Genomic DNA, 18,760 nt, shown 5'->3' on the forward strand with positions numbered 1-18,760 from the left:
CGTACAACTATTGCTTTCCCTGCATTTCCTTAAGCATTTTAAACGCAATAAACACCAGGAAAACGGCGATGGCAATAATCCCCAACCATATCCACCACTTGCTTTTAAATACGGTTGGAGTCCCTTCTGCTGTCACCGCTACCGCGATATTAACGGGCTGCTCCGGCTGGATCAGCGGAATATTGGCGGGTACACTATCTTTAAAATAAGCCAGGTCGTAGATCGGTGCGGGCACATTAACATCGCCACCTTTGATAACATAAGTTTGTCCCTGTTGCAGGCTCGCCGTAAGCCAGATCGTTTGCTGCCAGGCATTGATGGCACCGAATTGCAATGGCGGATTATCGTCATTCTGCACCACCAGGAAAAGTCGCTTATAATTACCAGGTCTCGGCAAAACCACCTGTGCTGGCTGATCTGAAGAAAGCTCGAAAGAAGCAATATCGGCTGGTTGGATAATCGTCTTTTTTCCATCAAACAATTCCCTTTCCACCATCATCACTGCCTTGCGGCGATACAATGCCGGTGCGGTAATATTGAAAGACAACTTGTTGATCAGGTAAGGCTGGCCGAAGTTCATCTGTACCCTGGTTTCATGCGGATACTTATCAGCGGCGACTATACTTACTGTGGGAGCCGGCACCGGCGTATATTCCTTAGCGTGGCTGTTTGTCCGGTAACGGCCAATCTTTTCAATAAATACCGGCGCACTGGTAGAATCGTTAATGATTAACTGATACCAGGCATAGTTAGAAGAAGGAATACCAATTGTTTTTACCAGCGTAGTACTGGAAGAATCCGATACTGCACTCGCCGGATCAAAAACAAAAGTATCCGTTACACCATACCAGTTTTTGTTATCGTTGCTACCACTGATACGCATGGTTTTAATTACACGGGCATTTTTGAATACGATTTCAAAATGATCCAGCGTGTAACCATTGGCGTTATGAAACACAATAGTGGAATTTTTTCCCGCCGAACGAATATTATCCGTTACCTCAAAAGATTCAAAGCTGGATACATCATAGCCACCTACCTGTTCTTGCAGCAAATAAGGAACTTCTTTGCTGCCCTGGTAAATACGAAAATTGGGCGTAGCATCATTATTCAGCTTTGCTGCTACCGCTGGGGTCAGGGCAATATGATAAAATCCAGATTGTGCCACAGGAGGCAGAGCCGCCTGCCACGTGAACTTTGCAGCCGGCTGTTGCCCGGCTACACGCCCGCCCACCAGCAGCAACAGGAGCAGTATATATTTACTCATTGTTTTCCGGAGCACTTTGTTGTTGTTGATCATCTGCAAATAATATTTTTTTCAAACGCTGATACATAAACGAAATGATCAGCAGAATAACACCCAATGAAATGAAGGCAGCAATTTTTCCACCTTCTCCCAAACCAGCAAAATCAAACAGGAATAATTTCAGTAAGGTAAGTCCGAATACAGAAATGGAAATAATACGCACCGCTTTTGATTTCCAGCGCAGCCCGAGATAAATCAGCACAAAAGCAAATGCTCCCCACAGGATAGCATAACCAACACGATGGGTATTGTACAATGCGGCTTCGGCGGATGCACTATTCCCCATAAATACTATCAGGTGATCCAGACTGGCACTGATAATATATAAAATCACTGCGGAACTAATCCACTGGAATACCCGCTGATAGTCCTCCCGATTAAAGGAGGCCACTGTTTTCCATGCCTGGTAAATGACGCCTACAAGCAATACCATCAGCAAATAGTGCGTGAAGAAATAAGCCGCTGACGCTTTACCCGCCAGTACTTCTGTTCTAACATTGATGATAGCCGGATTGTAATATATCGGGAACGCCAACACCAATACCAACGCAAGTCCCAGCAACGGTAACCGTGCCATATCAAATTTATCGCGGCTGAAATACAGCAATACCGCTATAAACAGGTAATTATAAGCGCCTGCCAATACCGGGGTCAATAGCAGGAAATAGTAATTACTCTGGTATAACAACTCCAGTAACAACACCACATAAATCAGGACCACCGAGAACAACATCAGGGCTGTCCGGTAAAAAGATACCGACAGATCTATGATAAAAGGTTTCTCCGGATCTTCTGCTTTACATAATCTCCGAAGTAAAAGCAAAGCAATAATGGATACGGTGCCTGTTATAAAAGCTTTATTAATAAAAGGCATAAAATGACGCAGTGGCCCTGCGTATAATTGGCTCCAGTCGAGCATCAGGCTGATGGTCATCAACGCCAATACCAGTACCGAAACATATTTCATCAGAACGATACCGGACTTCTGCCACAACCATAACAACAATACCGTTTCTGCTGCCCAGAATAAAGTAATATAGTTACCATGCAATTGTATAGGTGCAGTAAGACTCACAAAAGTCAATACCAATCCTATCAGCAAAAATATCAAGGTACGATCTGCGCGCTGATTACGGTAAAGACTATACGCAAAAATACAATTGAACACCGCCATCAAAGCCGTAAATAACCCTTGCCACGTGTCGCCGCTCAATTCGTTCAGGATCCCCATACCCGCAGCATAGTACAGGAAAGTATTGCTCAGCAGGATGCAGATATCGAGGGCATTAAAGGATTTCTTATTGCGCACATTGTTAATCACATTCATGGCAAAAAACACGAAATAATATAACGTGCCATATACCAGGGCAATACCATAAGGTACCGGCTTCGCAGAATGATCTTCCGTAAGATGATACGACACCCAGCCACCATACAATAATATAGTAGCGAGGTAACAAATGATATTTACAATATTCCACTTTTTATAGTAGGCCAATACCAACATGCCAATGTTCAGGATCAGGATGTATGTAAACAGTACTACCACATTTCCCTCACCGGTGCTCACCATAAAAGGTGCGGAGAATCCACCAATAATGGCAATCACCGCCAGCTCCTTCCGGTTGTAATTCAGCGATAACAATACAGTAAATGCGGTAATAAAAATAGTGAGTATAAAGGCCAATGCCTGACTGATCAGGTGATATTGATGAAAGGCAATTGTAATCGTGAAATACAGGACAGACACCCCGCCTCCTACCAGCACAGAACTAAATGCAGCAAAGGTTTTGCGCATTTTGTAGGATAACCCGATTAATAACCCACCGCAAACAATGCCAATAAACGTACGGCCTATTTCATTGATCCAGTCTTTATCTATGGCATATTTCAGGAAAAACCCGATGCCCAGTACCAACACGGCGATACCAATTTTATTAAACAGGTTCTCCCCAATGAATTTTTCAATATCCGGGTTCTTTTCCCAGAACCCAGGTTTATCAGGTGCTGGTTCTTTATGTTTAGGTTCCAAATGCGCCAGCACCTCCGGCGATACTGACCAGTTAGTAGCTTCTACGGCAGCAACAGGAGGTATCACCATTTCCGGCTCGGGAATATACACCGGCTCGGGAATAGCGGTATCGGGTACCCGCACCGGTTTGGGCGCTGGTTCCGGTTCCGGGAATATCACCTCCGGCTTCGGCGGCGGCATATCTTCCGGCGGCCTTACTGGCGGAGGAGCCGATGCCCGCGTTGAAACATCCAGGGCTCTTTCCACTACCGATCCTGGTTGGGGTGGCGACTTTAATTCAAGTAACTGTTTTTGCAGGTCCATTATCTGAGCCTTTAAAACAAGTATAGAGGTAGCTGTTTCTCCTTTGAAGACTAACAACACAATGAAAATAGCCACCAGCAACAGAAAAGCGATCGTTTCGAACATATTTAACCGATAGGTATTGGATGAATAAAAGTTAACACTCCCTAAATATAAATTTTTAATTGGGAAGATGTTAATATATTGATATACAACCGTCTATTCACCAAGGCTTAACACGATAAGAAAATATTGCTCCACGCCCCACTTAACATTAAAATAACCTTGTCGATTAATCATTTATAATTCACTTTGCATGATCCTGATCCATAATGGCAATACCGCGTATCTTTAATCGGATCATGCTCCAACCTGCAAGCCACCCTTTCCATTCATATCAATGAACTGACATTAATGGACAAATGTGGTTATTGAAATAATCTTAAAAAATCACTGTTGATATGAACCGTAGTTTAATTTTAACTTTATGTGGCGCACTGCTGTGCAGTGGCGCCTTTGCACAACAATCGATCGATGTACAGGCACACCGCGGCGGTATGGCACTCATGCCGGAAAATACCATTCCCGCTATGCTCAATGCGGTGAAACTGGGCGCCAGAACACTGGAACTGGATTGCATCATTACCGCAGATAATAAAGTAGCCGTATCACATGATGCTTACATGTCGGCCGAATTTATGCGCAAACCAGATGGATCAGATGTTACCAAAGCGGAAGAGAAAGGTCTGGCACTCTATAAAATGACCTACGACAGTATCCAAAAATATGATGCCGGTACCAAACCTCATCCCCGTTTTCCACAACAGGAAAAAATGATGGTTCATAAACCGTTGCTGTCGGCCCTGATTGACAGTGTGGAAGCCTATGTAAAAGCGCATCACCTGAAACCGGTGTATTACAATATGGAAACCAAAAGCGCTCCTGATGGCGATGGCACCTACAATCCGGCACCAAAGGAATTTGTAGCGCTGCTGATGCAGGTGATCAGGGAAAAGAAAATTACCGACAGGGTAATTATTCAATCTTTTGATATCCGTACTTTACAGGTATTACATCAAACTTTCCCCAAACAAAAAACTGCTTTATTAATCGGTAATAAAGACAGCTTTAGCGCTAACCTGGAAAAGCTGGGATTCACACCAAATATCTACAGCCCTTACTACCTGCTGGTTACAGCCGACCTGGTAAAAGAAGCACATGCTAAAAAAGTAGCCGTACTTCCATGGACAGTAGATGAAGATAGCGATTTCAAAAAACTGATAGCGGATGGTGTAGACGGTATCATTACCAATGCACCGGATAAACTGATTAAAGTAGCCGGTAGCTACCAACAGTAATAAAAAAGGGTTGGTCATATACAAATGACCAACCCTTTTACTTTATCAAAAAATTACACGTTCTCCTTAAACTCATCCAGTACTCTCTTTATCTGATCCAGGTATCTTCCATAATAACTTCTCACCCAAAGCTCCGTTACCGCCATGATCACTAACACCGCCAGCAAAAAGAGAACAACCAACGACACTGCTACCCCCTGCCGGGTGATGGCCATCTGAAATACTTCCTTCAATTTTCCATCCGGCTGACTCACTACATACAGGGCCGCCCCGATTAATGCCAGTGGAATTAACGTATAGGCGAATGATTTATACATTTCAATATTCAGCCTGGCTTCATAATACAGCGCATATAAATGATCCCTGGAGCGGAGTGTATTTGTACTAAGACGTTTATAGAAAAGATAAAATTTGAAAAAATAATACCCGGAAATAAGCAGGGCTACAAAATACACCGCATAAAAAGGTATTACCAATATCGGATTGAAATAGGTATACCTGGGTACAAATCCTATCACAACTAAACCGATCAACTGTACATAAAATTCATACTGCATATTTGTGCGGATCTTCTCTATCGGCAGTTGCAAGGTTTTCAACTGATCTACACTGGAGGGCACTATCACCTCGTCATCCTCCTCGTTGTTCCATGCAGATTTTATATCATCAAAATTCATAGCCTTGTTGTTTAATGAGTTCTTTTAATTTGTCTTTTGCCCTGCTGAGTTTTGTTCTTGCATTCCCTTCTGAAATCCCCAGGTTATCTCCGATTTCCTTATGTGAATAATTTTCGAGATGAAGGAAAACCAGCGCCTTTTCTAATCTTTCCAGTTTTTGTACGGCCTTGTAAAAGTGCGACAGCTGCAGTTCTTTGGTAGCGGTTGCATTCTCTTCTATCGCAATATGCTCCGGCATGATATCCGTAACGGCCATTTTCTTTTTTCCTTTTTTGAAGAATACCAATGCGGTATTCAATGCAACCCGGTACATCCAGGTAGAAAAGCGGCTTTGTTGCTGAAAGGAGTCAAAAGATTTCCACAATTGATAGATGATTTCCTGCGTTAAATCCTGCTGATCATCTTCCGCATCCATATACATTTTGGAAATCTTATGAATAATTCCTTTATGGGTTTCTATCAGGTCAAGAAATTCTTTTTCCTTGCTTTTCAAAATAGGATGCTTTATTTCATAATAGGTTTAACCGTATATCCTTTTGCTTTTAAGAGAGATAGGATACCAATAGATCCCGGCAGGTGTGCGGCTCCTACCGCGAAGAAGCTGCTTTCTTTCTTCATCATGGCGGGCATCTTTTCCGCCCAGTTATTATTTCTTTCTACCAACATCCAGCGCGTGGTATTTTCATCCATTAAATCTGGTTTGGTCATATATTTATACAGCGCGTTAATATCTTCTGCTTTATACATCGCTACCATTTGGCTAGTGCCTGCAGCCGAACTGTCAAAGGCTTTCACCTGGGCAACGATTTGTGAATCTGTAAAGGCTTTGTTCAGGAATTCCATTTGTGCTACTACTTCTTCCAATACATTCCTATGCATATTCTTTTCTTTCGCCATTTTATCAAATGCTGCTTCAAAAGACTGCGGAACGGCACAGGGGAATAGTTTAACGGACACCAGGGATAATACCATCGACAGCTTGAAATTATCCAACGCCTTCAGCGGCATTCCACATTTAAGCTGCATAATAGAATCTACTGACGCATAGTCGGCAGCTGATAACTTTTTGCTGAGTGGCACATCAGACATCATTTCCTTTTTTACTAAATTTCCCATTTCAGGATTAAAGATGTCTGCTTCCAGTACCAGCTGAGATGATTGACCAAAAGCTTTTTTCACTTTATCTGTTATCTTGAAATCACTGTCACAAATCATGTGAATAGTGCCATAGATATAGGAAGGTTTTTCCAATCCGTTACCACTCACTTCCCAGAGAAGAGAGTTTTCCAATGCGGGTTGTTGTGCCTGTGCGTTACCGGCAAATAAGCCTGTTAGTATGAATGCAATAGCTGCGATATTCCGGGAGATGATTTTCATATGCTTTTAAATTTCTTTTTAGGATTAGTAACCGGTGGAATCATTTCGTTACAGATTTTTCAAACTTTTTTTAGAAAAATCATAAAATAAAGGGTAGACAAGGAAAAGGCCTGCAATCAGCAGGCCTTAATTACTATATAAAAGTATATTTTTTATTCAAAAGGCAGTTCTGCTCTTTTAGTAACAACATGATTCAGGTTATGATGAATCATTTTCTCCAGTAAATCATATCCTGCATTCGGCCGGAAGTGAGCAAACTCACGTTCCAGTTTGGTGATCGGTGATAACCAGTACAGGTTCACTTTGTCCCCATATACTTCCGGCAGCTGAATGGCTGGTCCATTATATAAGGCGGCCGATATCACTACGCTTTCATAAGGCGCCGGCAAGTCTTCCGCACTCACAGTATGCCCCTCTCCCAGCCAGGTAACCTGTTTCCACGGCCTGTCTGCCAGGCCGGACATTAACCCTGCCATGGTCATAATCTCTTTATCGGTGAAATCTGCTTTACTCACTGCCATGGCGAGTTCCATCCGACGAAAACCAGGTGCCCGGTCGTTGTACAACAATTCTACCCAGGGCATAGGCCGTATGCTCACACCCATGGTGAACAGGTATACTACGCCTTCTTTTTCAAACTTACCCAATGCCATAGGAGGCCACTGCCCGCCATCAATGGCGTAGTACTGTTGAATAGGCCCGTATTCCGCCTCATAGGCAGTAATATATTTATCTTGTAAGACACCCCAGGCCTGGGAAGTTTCATCGGACCACTCATTCCAGAAAGCCACTGCCTGATCTACCCGCTCATACATGGCATTAGCCCCGCGCTTGCCCAGTGGCATCAGGCGATCATTTTCAGCAGCCCCTATACAATCCGCGGCATAGGCCACGGCATGTTCGTCGTTATATAAACTCCAGCCGGGAATAACGCCCAGTATTTCACCATCATACATCACTGCTGCGCCGTCGCCCTCTTCCATCCATATAATAGAAATACGCTCTTTCTCCAACGGCTCCTTTCCCTGCGGATGATTACAAAAAGCAGCTTCCAGCATAGGTGCCATGCCTTCCTTCATGGCGGCCACATCTTTCTTTTCCGGCGCTGCCTGCAAATTACGCAGCCAGCAGGGACGGGGAGAATATTTAGATTGAAGTAACTCTGAAGGATACAGGTAAAAGTAAGCCACTCTGTCATCCTGCTCTACCACTGCATATAAAGTTCCTCGGTTATTAGGCTGGTCTATCAACATTACCGGCTCAGACATAATTACATTTTTTAAGATCGTTCAAAAGTAGTGCATTCAAACTGGACTATAAATCCTGATTTATTTGCTGTATTTTGTCAATTATACAATTATTTTATGATGAGATATTCCACTTTGTTATTGGCACTCCTGCTTTTAAGCGCTACCACCCTGTTTGCAAAAGAGCGGCAATTTTACCAGATTAAAATCTATCACCTGAAAACAGCTGCACAGGAAACGCTGGTAGACAACTACCTCGAAAAAGCCTACCTGCCTGCCCTGCATCGCGCAGGTATCAAAGCAGCCGGTGTGTTTAAACCCGTTGCCACAGATACTGCCGATATCAGGATCTATGTATTCATTCCTTTCCAATCGCTGGAGCAATTTGCCGGATTGGATAAAACATTGCAGGCAGACAAAACATTACAGGCTAACGGCGCCGACTATACGGATGCAGCATGGAATAATGTTCCTTATACGCGTATAGAGTCTATTCTGTTACAGGCATTCCCCGGCATGCCCGTACTGCAGGCTCCTTCACTGCAGTCGCCCAAAAGTGAACGGGTATACGAATTACGCAGCTATGAAAGTCCCTCTGAAAAATACCATGTCAATAAAGTAAAAATGTTTAATACCGGAGATGAAATAGGCATCTTCAAAAATCTTAATTTCAATGCCGTTTTTTATGCCTCCGTTATTTCGGGTCCGCGTATGCCTAACCTGATGTACATGACCACCTTCAATAGCAAAGAAGACCGGGATGCACACTGGAAAGCCTTTAGCGCTGATGCCAAATGGAAAAGCCTGTCGGCATTGGAAGAATATGCTCACAACGTATCCAAATCGGAGATCCTCTTTTTAAGACCTGCTGATTATTCAGATCTATAATAATGTACCGGGTAGATGGCTGCAGCAGCTATCTATCCGGTGCTTACACCGCTACTTCCTTACTGAACATCCTCCTGATGGCTTCAATATTCTGCGCAGTAGCCTTGGTTTTATCGTAAGCCAGGTAAATGGTGTTGGTGGTAGGCTCATTACCACTCCATAACAATTTGAGTTTCTTTTGCTGTACCAGGTCTTTCACCAGGTAATCAGAGGCAACCGTCACCCCCTCGATATGCTGCATGGATTTCAATATAGAATTGAAGTCAGGTACCGTAAACCGGGCCCGCATAGCAGGCCGCTTCTTAAAGTTATGCAACCAGAACCGGCGGATGGCCAGCAGATCACTGCTATAGGCGAACCAGTTTTGCGCCAGCATCCAGGCTTCTATGTTTTCCAGGTCCTCATTCCTGATATATTTCTTTAAAGGCTGCGGATCAATGTCCGGGCTGCCTACCAGCACAAATTTTTCAAAGAGCACCGGCTCCGAAATAATATTCTTTTCCATCACCGCACTGGTAGATATCACAAAGTTGAGGTCTCCCTTCAGCAGTTTCTGCACGAGGTCTTTGGTCAACCCGAACTCCACTACCAGGTTGGCATCCCCTATCTGGTCCAGCTGGTTGGTTAGCCTGGCGTCAAAAAACTCTTTAGGCGCCCCTATACTGATAAGCGTCATGCACCTGGCCACACAACTGCGGCTGAAATCACCCTCTATCTTCTCCAGCTTCTCTACTGCCTCTATGATCTGGGTATAAAACAGTTGCCCGTAGCTGGTGGGCACCATCTGCCTGGGCTTGCGCTCAAACAGCGGATGACCAATATAGTTCTCCAACGCAGATAAGTGCTGACTCACATTTGGCTGTGAAATCAACAATTCTTGTGCGGCGCCTGTTAATGTACCTGACTGGTAGATGGCCTTAAAAGTCCGGTACCATTCAAAATTTACCATGGTATAAAAGTATAAATAAATTTATACTTAGCAATAAACCATATTATTAAATTTATAGTTTAAGTGGCGGTAAATTTGCGTCTTCAATACTAAATATTATAACTATGGATTTACAATTAAAGGGCAAAAGAGCGCTCGTCAGCGGTTCCACACAGGGAATCGGCTTTGCTATTGCCCTGCAACTTTTAAAAGAAGGTGCTACTGTTATTATCAATGGCCGCAGCACTGCCAGGATAAATGAAGCGATTGCAAAGTTAAAACAGGCCGTTCCAACAGCAGACGTGACCGGGGTAGCAGCAGATTTTTCGAACGCAGCTGAAGTACAGCAGCTGCTGGATCAGGTACAGGACGTGGATATCCTGGTAAACAATGCTGGTATTTTTGAGCCTAAACCTTTTGTTGAAATTACTGATGAAGAGTGGCTGCGCTTTTTTGAAGTCAATGTACTCAGTGGTGTTCGTCTTTCCCGCTACTTCTTCCCTAAAATGCTGGCTAAAAACTGGGGCCGCATTATTTTTATCGCCAGCGAATCAGCGATCATGATCCCGGAAGAAATGATCCATTATGGCACTACCAAAACGGCACAATTGTCTATCAGCCGCGGTTTGGCCGAATTAACCAAAGGCACGGATGTAACCGTCAACACGGTCCTGCCCGGCCCCACCAAGTCAGAAGGTGTGGATGAATTCATCAAAAAATTAGCAGATGCAGACAATGTAAGCCAGGACCAGGCAGAAGCAGACTTCTTCAAAAACAAGCGTCCCAGCTCCCTTATCCAGCGTTTCGCCACCGTGTCAGAAATAGCCAACCTGGTCACCTATGTAGCCAGCCCCCTTTCTGCCGCTACCAACGGCGCCGCACTCCGTGCTGACGGCGGTTTACTGAGAACTATTTTCTAATATTTATATTTTTCTTTTCCCATCATCCCGTTATTTATAACAGGAGATGGGAAACCTGTGTCATCATCTCACAAAAAAATAAGTACCCCAAACAGCCACCGCCCTCATCGCCATTAATGATTAATGATTAACGTGGATTTTTAATCAAAAAGACTTAATTTAACCCCTATTACACCCACCAGCAGGAAAGAAATGAGCCACCACACATTTTTTCCCTGTTTACAAAAACTTCATTTTTAAAAATTTCAAAAACTGACTCCCCATGGCAGATGAAATTCAACAAAAGGTCCAAACAGCACTTGGCGACGTAGCAGCAAGGCAACTGGCCATCGCTACGCGTACCGTACCACAGATGACCTCCATTACCCCGCGTTGGCTCACCAAGCTAATGAGCTGGATACCGGTAGAATCAGGTGTGTACCGTCTCAACAAAGTAAAGGATGAGAGCAACGTAGCCGTAGATTGTTCCGGCAGGGATGAACGGGAACTGCCACAAACTTTTGTGGATTACATCGACAATCCCCGTGAGTACAATCTCAGCGCAGTTAACACCGTACTGGATGTACACACCCGTGTTTCTGACCTCTACAGTAAACCTTACAACCAGATCAGTGAACAGTTGCGGCTGATCATTGAAACCATCAAAGAAAGGCAGGAAAGCGAATTAATCAACAACAAGGAGTATGGCCTGCTGCACAGTGTAGTGGCTTCTCAGCGGATTAAAACACGCACCGGCGCCCCTACTCCGGATGATCTGGATGAACTCATCACCAAAGTATGGAAGGAGCCTGGCTTCTTTTTGCTGCATCCGTTAACCATCGCTGCTTTTGGCCGCGAATGTACCCGCAGGGGTGTACCTCCGCCCACCGTTTCGCTGTTTGGCTCCCAATTTATTACCTGGCGCGGCATTCCGCTGATTCCGTCAGATAAAGTGCCTATTGAAAACGGTAAATCAAAAATCATTTTATTGCGTACCGGCGAAAGCAGACAAGGGGTGGTAGGTCTTTACCAGCCTAATCTGCCTGGAGAACAATCCCCCGGACTGTCTGTACGCTTCATGGGGATTAACCATCAGGCCATTGCTTCTTATCTGGTTTCTCTTTACTGTTCACTGGCAGTGCTGGTAGATGATGCCATTGCTGTATTGGATGATGTAGAAATAGGCAAGTACCATGAATACAAATAATTTTAATACTGATGGATTACCGGACATTGCTGCATTGGAAAAGCTGGCTAACCAGTTATTTTCCTCCCTGCAATCCGGTAATGAGGTATTGCCACCGGCATACGCCTCTGCTGCCCCCATCCAGGACCCGCTGCTGCAACAGGGCAGTGTAACAGATGTTACACAGGCCCCTACCAGTTTACCGGACCCACACTTTTCCGGTAATGGTGGCATCCCTGCCTCTGTAGCTGGCAGTGGTATTTCTCCGTCTGCACTCTCCCAACATCCGGCGGCTTATGACCCGTCTTTTGAAAAGGAACTGCAGCGCGCGCTGAAAAGTATTCCCGTATCATCGTATACTTCGCAGCTGCCCTCACCCGGCACTTCGTACTATTTTTTGCCGGAACAAAAAGCCGGTATTACCGGCGTTGCGCAGCCTCCGCTGGATGTAAATCTGATCAGGGCCGACTTTCCGATTCTGCAGGAACATGTGAACGGACGCCGCCTGATATGGCTGGACAATGCTGCTACCACGCAGAAACCGCGGCTGGTAATTGATCGTATCAGTAGTTTTTACGAACACGAAAATTCAAATATTCACCGTGCAGCACACGAACTGGCTGCGCGTGCCACAGATGCGTATGAAGGCGCCCGCGAAAAAGTAAGGGCCTTTCTCAATGCCGCTTCTGTCAATGAAATTGTTTTTGTACGCGGTGCCACCGAAGCCATCAACCTGGTGGCGAAAAGCTGGGGGGAACAGTTCCTGCAGACCGGCGATGAAATTATTCTCAGCCACCTCGAACACCACGCCAACATCGTTCCCTGGCAACAGCTGGCCAGCAAAAAAGGTTTGGTGATTAAAGTTATTCCGGTAGATGAAGACGGGCAAATTATCCTGTCGGAATACCAGAAACTGCTCAGTGCTAAAACAAAGCTGGTCTCGTTTACACAGGTATCAAATGCGCTCGGCACCGTTACACCGGCACAGCAGATAGTGGAGCTCGCACATCAGGCCGGCGCTAAAGTGCTGGTAGATGGTGCACAGGCTGTATCTCATATGCGTGCAGATGTACAACGCCTGAACTGCGACTGGTACGTATTTTCCGGACATAAAGTTTTTGGGCCTACCGGTATCGGCGTACTATATGGTAAAGAAGCACTGCTCAATGAAACACAACCCTGGCAAGGTGGTGGCAATATGATTAAGGACGTTACTTTCGAACATACCCAGTATCATGCCGCCCCCGGCCGTTTTGAAGCAGGCACCGGTAATATAGCCGATGCCGTAGGACTGGGCGCCGCCATCGATTACGTAAATCATATAGGCATTGATGTTATATATCAATATGAACATTACCTGCTGGTATATGCCACACAATTGCTGAAAGATGTGCCAGGACTACGTTTAATAGGCACTGCTCCTGATAAAACCAGTGTGCTGTCTTTTATTTTTAAAGACTATACTACCGAACAGGTAGGTGCTGCACTGAACCAGGAAGGTATCGCAGTAAGATCCGGTCACCACTGCGCACAACCCATTCTGCGCAGGTTTGGCGTGGAAAGTACCGTAAGGCCATCACTGGCATTTTATAATAGTTGCGGAGATATTGATACACTCGTAAATACATTATTACGTTTACGCAGGAATAAAATTTAAATATTTTATGTAGATGATGAAATGATAAATGAGTTAATTTTCAACAATTCTTTTATCATTYCATCATCTTTAAAAAATATTTTTCACACGCCGGCACGGCTGAATTATTTTTACACTACCCCTCCAAATACGCCACAGCAAACAGTTACAAGACATATCTTCTACAATAAAAAAAATCCAATCTCCTGAAACATGCGGCTACGCTCAGGAAAAACAATATTTAAATTTTGCAGTTTAATTTATTTACCTACATTTGCACTCCACATTGCGAGGTAGAGCAGAGGTAGCTCGTCGGGCTCATAACCCGAAGGTCAGTGGTTCGAATCCGCTCCTCGCTACAAAAAGTAAAAGTCCTGAACACATTGTTCAGGACTTTTTTTATGCAAAATAAATAGTATTATTACAGCAGGCCTTCAATATGCACATAGCAATCTTGTTAGCCATCAACCCAATCCCATCAATAAAATTTGATTCAATCAATGAAACAAAAACCTTCAATGGCATTTATTGCAGCCTCCTGGGTAGCAGTATTTGCAGGTATCCTTGGCTTTATCATCGGCTTATGGAATGCCACCACTATGCAACTGAACGAAAAAGGTTATTACTTCACCGTTTTAATGTACGGCCTCTTTGCCGCCGTATCAGTACAAAAATGCGTAAGAGACAGAATCGAAGGTATCCCCGTTACCGATATCTATTATGGACTTAGCTGGGTATCTATGCTGCTCACCATCCTGTTGTTAACAGTAGGATTATGGAACGCAACACTGGCTCCCAGTGAAAAGGGATTCTATGCTTTTGCATTTTTGCTCAGCGTTTTCGGTGCTATTACCGTACAAAAAAATACCCGCGATAGCCAGGCTGCGAAAGACAGCAACCCGGTTGCCAAAGAAACAGCTACTTCCGATTTTTAATTTTTTTCAACAGGGTGCTAGCCACCCTGTTGACTTTTTCCCGCCCCCTGCCCCACCAGTCCCCACAAGAAAAAAATACGCCTCCCTTTTTCCGGAATACATAAATACTTTTCCTGATTCGTCGCTGCCCACAAGGATGGTACGGCTAATTTTGCGTGGCTCCACTGGAGTAACCAGTAATTTAAATCGAATCATTTTCTCATTCCAATGAGACAGCAAATCTTTTATCACTCAATGAAACGCATGCTCGGGGCCTCTATCGGTGTTAAATTCTAAACTATCCTTACAACCCCTGTTTTATGCACCTGGTACATTGCAAACAAAGCCTTCAGCGGAATTCTGCTGAAGGCTTTGTTTTGTAACCTGTTATAATATTTTGATTGCCTGTTAGTCCTTAAAAACCTGTAATGGGAAATATTTCCCCATTTTAAATAATTATGCGTGAACCCCTGTATTTCCTGGCATTCCAAAAAAAATGTTAAAAATGATTTCATTTAATACAAATAAATATTACTTTTATTCCTGAAGAAGAGATAAAGTGCTACGTTTTTGAAACTTGTTATTGAAATAGAAGATTCCTTGAATCTTTTTTTTAGAAACCATTGCTAAATCGATTTTTTAATACCTGATCCAATCAGTGTTAGAAAGTCGCTGCATCGCAAACCCGCGTGTATGAAAAAACTAAAAAAACAACACCTTGTTATGCCGGGGGAATTCCGGAAATGATTTTTTAAAACACTTGTTATTCTAATTGTTAACTAAATCGATATTCTACTGAAGAACCAGTACTGTAAGGTATCGTGTAATTTTTGCTTATGCTACATTATTAGGGAAACCATTGCCAACCTGACCGGAAGCCAGGTAACGCCCTCCATTGGGAGTATTTTACCATTTTATAAATCACTTAAATCGTACTCAATCGTATCAAAACTTTAAACAAATAGCCTGTGGGCTTATTGCTAAATCGTTTTTTCAATAGGCCAGTCGGACTTTTCTTATTAACCAACTTCAATAATTGTATATGCACAAACGATCCACGTTTTGGGCGGGGACGGGTATTGCCAGTACTCTCCTGATGCTTCTTTCGCTCTTTGCCTTTTCACAGGGCAAAACTATATCCGGCAAAGTGACGGATGCCAATGATAAAACACCAATACCAGGTGTTTCTGTACAGATAAAAAATACCAGTTCCGGTACCATCACCAAAGCAGACGGTAGTTTCAGTCTGCAGGCACCGGAAAACAGTGTCCTGATATTTTCCTTTATAGGATATCAGCCACAGGAAGTACCTGCCGGTACAGGTGCACCCCTGAATGTAAAACTGGTCACTGCCTCCAAATCACTGCAGGATGTAGTGGTAGTGGGCTACGGTACACAAAAAAGAAATGAAGTAACCACCTCTGTAGCAACTGTAAAAGCGGAAAACTTTAACCAGGGCGGCTCCCGCTCTCCGATGGATCTGATCCAGGGTAAAGTAGCCGGGTTATCTGTTACCAGAACACAGGGGAACAATCCTAACAGTGGCGCCTCTATTCAGATCAGAGGGATCGGTTCTCTTTCCGGCGACAAAAATCCTTTAATCGTTATTGATGGCATTCCGGGTGGTAACCTGGACCTGTTGCAACAGGATGATATCGCCACTTTCGATGTATTAAAAGATGGTTCTGCCGCAGCTATTTATGGTACCAGAGGTAACAACGGTGTTATTCTCATCACCACTAAAAAAGGAAAAGCCGGCGATCCGCAATACACCTACTCTACTTATCTGCAAAGAGAAGCGGTCGCTAAAAGGCCCAGCATCTTAAGCGCAGCGGAATATGTAAAAATTGCCGGACAGGATCAGAACAAGGGAGCGGATATAGATATGTATGATCTGTTGCTGGACAAAAACAACCTCAGTCATTATCATAACTTCGCCGCTTCCGGTGGTACTGCCAACAGCAACTACCGCGCATCTCTTTACTATAACGATGCAAACGGTATTGCCCTGCAGAACGGCCGTAAACAATATGGTGGCCGGGTAAACGTAAATCAGACCGGATTACAGGGATTACTGACCATGCAGTTCAACCTGGCAGGTAACTTTAATAAAGCCAACCTCAATGGTGGCAACAGCGGCGGTGGCGACAACAAAGCCGGCAACGCAGGCGCCGATTTTGAACAGGCAGTACAACGCAATCCTACCGCGCCCATCTTTGGCCCGGACGGTAAATACATTGAAACAAATGGTTTCAATAACTATAACCCGCTGGCCCGCTTAAACCAGGAACTGTATGAAAGAGATCAGAAAACCTATTCCGGCGATGCACGTATAACGCTGGAACCTATACGTGATCTGAAAATTTCTGCATTCGGCGCCATCGTCCGCGATGAATACAACGATCGCCAATATAAAAGTAAACTCTCCCGCTCTTCCATCCAGGACTATAAAGGCGGCGGCTACGCATATAAAGCCAATTCCGCAGCCATGGATAAAACCTTTGAAGCAACGGTTGACTATACAAAAACAATTCACTCAGATCATACCTTCAATGTACTCGGCGGTTATAGCTACCAATATAGTACACTGGAAAAATATGCGATGGACAACAACGGCTTCCTCACCGATGCATTCGAAGACTGGAACATCGCTGCCGGTAATGCACTGATTGACAAAACCCTCCCTGCTCCAAAACAAAGCAGTAACAAAATAGACAATACCCTGATCGCCTTCTTCGGCAGGATCAACTATAACTACAAACAAAAATACATGCTGCAGGCAATCCTCCGTCATGAAGGTTCTTCCCGCTTCGGCGCCAATAACAAATGGGGTAACTTCCCGGCAGTTTCCGCAGGATGGGTGATTTCAAAAGAAGCTTTCATGCAGGACCTGACAGTTATCAATAACCTGAAACTGCGCGCAGGATATGGTATTACCGGTAACCAGGGCATTCCCAGCTACCAATCCCTGCTCACCCTGGGAACAGGTGGCGCGTACATTCAATACGGTCAATGGATCCAGACTTACGGTCCCAACAAAAACCCTAACCCGGATCTGAAATGGGAAAAGAAAAAAGAATTCAACGTAGGTTTGGACTTCTCCCTCCTCAAAAACAGACTAGGTGGTTCCATCGATGTATATAGCCGTAAAACACAGGATCTGTTGTTTAACTATACCGCGCAATTACCTTCCAATATTCTTGATAACATCTTCACCAACGTAGGCGCTATCTCCAACAATGGTGTGGAAGTAGTCATCAATGCCGTACCGGTAAAAACAAAAGATTTCACCTGGAACAGTGACCTGACTTTTAACTCCCAGCGGAATAAAATGGTCTCTTTTTCTAACCAGATCTTTAAAACCACAGAGCAATATTTTGGAGATCTTCCCTCTCCGGGTAACCTTGGTTCCGCTATCCGCGTAGTCGAAGGCGGACCCTTGGGCACTTTCTTTGGATACCGTTATGCTGGTCTTACCAAAGATGGTAAATGGCAATTCTATAAAAAAGATGGCAGCATAGGTGATATCTCCACTGTTAATCCGGATGACAAAACCGTGATCGGAAATGGTATTCCTAAATACATGGCTTCCTGGAACAATACCTTCCGTTATAAAAACTTTGACCTGAGTGTTTTCTTCCGTGGCAAATTTGGTTTCGATATCCTGAACCTGCAGGATATGTACTTCGGTAACAAAAAATGGGCACCAAACAACATGCTCAGTTATGCCATTGGTAAAAATGCCCAGCTGAATGCTGATCCACAGTTCTCCGATTACTACCTCGAAAAAGGAGATTTCGTAAAACTGGATAACATCACCCTGGGCTATAACTTCCAGCTGAAAACCAAATATATCCGCAGTCTGCGCGTATATGCCAGCGGACGTAACATTGCTACCATCACCAAATACAGCGGTCTTGATCCTGAATTACAGGATACCGCCCTGGATTCCGGTATAGATGGCAGAGGGTTTTACCCACGTACCCGCTCCTATACTATCGGATTGAACCTTGGATTTTAAAAGCAGCAA

The 18,760-nt window shown here is 44.2% G+C and carries 14 protein-coding genes and 1 tRNA gene; 8 read left to right on the forward strand and 7 right to left on the reverse strand.

The window, feature by feature from the left end:
- Nucleotides 1-7: 7 nt before the first annotated feature.
- Together AC1DP6_RS10565 and AC1DP6_RS10570 are read right to left on the reverse strand one after the other, a co-directional pair.
- Complete coding sequence (locus AC1DP6_RS10565) at nucleotides 8-1,300, reverse strand: hypothetical protein (protein WP_477054763.1); 1,293 nt, start codon at nucleotides 1,298-1,300, stop codon at nucleotides 8-10.
- The gene (locus AC1DP6_RS10570) at nucleotides 1,260-3,746 is read right to left on the reverse strand and encodes a DUF2339 domain-containing protein (protein ID WP_477054764.1); all 2,487 of its coding nucleotides are present in this window, start codon (nucleotides 3,744-3,746) and stop codon (nucleotides 1,260-1,262) included. The genes AC1DP6_RS10565 and AC1DP6_RS10570 overlap by 41 nt, the downstream gene beginning before the upstream one ends.
- A gap of 335 nt (nucleotides 3,747-4,081) precedes the next feature.
- On the opposite strand from AC1DP6_RS10570, the gene AC1DP6_RS10575 reads away from it, so the two are divergent.
- Complete coding sequence (locus AC1DP6_RS10575; protein WP_477054765.1) at nucleotides 4,082-4,978, forward strand: glycerophosphodiester phosphodiesterase family protein; 897 nt, start codon at nucleotides 4,082-4,084, stop codon at nucleotides 4,976-4,978.
- A 53-nt stretch (nucleotides 4,979-5,031) separates the two neighbouring features.
- Here AC1DP6_RS10575 and AC1DP6_RS10580 read toward each other — a convergent pair whose 3' ends face one another.
- From AC1DP6_RS10580 to AC1DP6_RS10595, 4 genes are all read right to left on the reverse strand, one after another.
- A complete protein-coding gene (locus tag AC1DP6_RS10580) occupies nucleotides 5,032-5,655 on the reverse strand; it encodes a hypothetical protein (protein WP_477054766.1) in 624 nt (207 codons plus the stop codon).
- Complete coding sequence (locus AC1DP6_RS10585; protein WP_477054767.1) at nucleotides 5,645-6,148, reverse strand: RNA polymerase sigma factor; 504 nt, start codon at nucleotides 6,146-6,148, stop codon at nucleotides 5,645-5,647. The genes AC1DP6_RS10580 and AC1DP6_RS10585 overlap by 11 nt, the downstream gene beginning before the upstream one ends.
- Nucleotides 6,149-6,159: 11 nt before the next feature.
- The gene (locus tag AC1DP6_RS10590; RefSeq protein WP_477054768.1) at nucleotides 6,160-7,032 is read right to left on the reverse strand and encodes a TraB/GumN family protein; all 873 of its coding nucleotides are present in this window, start codon (nucleotides 7,030-7,032) and stop codon (nucleotides 6,160-6,162) included.
- Between the two features lie 152 nt (nucleotides 7,033-7,184).
- Nucleotides 7,185-8,300 (reverse strand): suppressor of fused domain protein, encoded by a 1,116-nt coding sequence (locus AC1DP6_RS10595; protein WP_477054769.1) that lies wholly within the window; start codon nucleotides 8,298-8,300, stop codon nucleotides 7,185-7,187.
- 96 nt (nucleotides 8,301-8,396) lie between these two features.
- Here AC1DP6_RS10595 and AC1DP6_RS10600 point away from each other — a divergent pair, with 96 nt between their 5' ends.
- Nucleotides 8,397-9,167 (forward strand): NIPSNAP family protein, encoded by a 771-nt coding sequence (locus AC1DP6_RS10600; RefSeq protein WP_477054770.1) that lies wholly within the window; start codon nucleotides 8,397-8,399, stop codon nucleotides 9,165-9,167.
- A 43-nt stretch (nucleotides 9,168-9,210) separates the two neighbouring features.
- On the opposite strand, the gene AC1DP6_RS10605 is transcribed toward AC1DP6_RS10600, so the two are convergent.
- Nucleotides 9,211-10,116, reverse strand: coding sequence for a LysR family transcriptional regulator (locus AC1DP6_RS10605; RefSeq protein ID WP_477054771.1), 906 nt, complete (start codon nucleotides 10,114-10,116; stop codon nucleotides 9,211-9,213).
- 104 nt (nucleotides 10,117-10,220) lie between these two features.
- Between AC1DP6_RS10605 and AC1DP6_RS10610 the strand changes: the two genes are divergently transcribed.
- From AC1DP6_RS10610 to AC1DP6_RS10635, 6 genes are all read left to right on the forward strand, one after another.
- A complete protein-coding gene (locus AC1DP6_RS10610; RefSeq protein ID WP_477054772.1) occupies nucleotides 10,221-11,015 on the forward strand; it encodes an SDR family NAD(P)-dependent oxidoreductase in 795 nt (264 codons plus the stop codon).
- A gap of 262 nt (nucleotides 11,016-11,277) precedes the next feature.
- Nucleotides 11,278-12,201 carry a family 2A encapsulin nanocompartment shell protein gene (locus tag AC1DP6_RS10615; RefSeq protein WP_477054773.1) on the forward strand — a complete coding sequence of 308 codons (924 nt, stop codon included), beginning with the start codon at nucleotides 11,278-11,280 and terminating at the stop codon, nucleotides 12,199-12,201.
- Nucleotides 12,188-13,837, forward strand: coding sequence for a family 2A encapsulin nanocompartment cargo protein cysteine desulfurase (locus tag AC1DP6_RS10620; RefSeq protein WP_477054774.1), 1,650 nt, complete (start codon nucleotides 12,188-12,190; stop codon nucleotides 13,835-13,837). The genes AC1DP6_RS10615 and AC1DP6_RS10620 overlap by 14 nt, the downstream gene beginning before the upstream one ends.
- Before the next feature lie 266 nt (nucleotides 13,838-14,103).
- A tRNA-Met gene (locus AC1DP6_RS10625) sits at nucleotides 14,104-14,175 on the forward strand.
- A gap of 141 nt (nucleotides 14,176-14,316) precedes the next feature.
- Entirely contained in the window at nucleotides 14,317-14,751 is a 435-nt protein-coding gene (gene yiaA, locus AC1DP6_RS10630) for an inner membrane protein YiaA (RefSeq protein ID WP_441572692.1), read from the forward strand.
- Nucleotides 14,752-15,772: 1,021 nt separating this feature from the next.
- Nucleotides 15,773-18,751 (forward strand): SusC/RagA family TonB-linked outer membrane protein, encoded by a 2,979-nt coding sequence (locus tag AC1DP6_RS10635; protein WP_477054775.1) that lies wholly within the window; start codon nucleotides 15,773-15,775, stop codon nucleotides 18,749-18,751.
- The last annotated feature ends 9 nt before the right edge of the window (nucleotides 18,752-18,760 follow it).

The sequence above is a fragment of the Chitinophaga sp. 01L420 genome, from assembly GCF_056399985.1.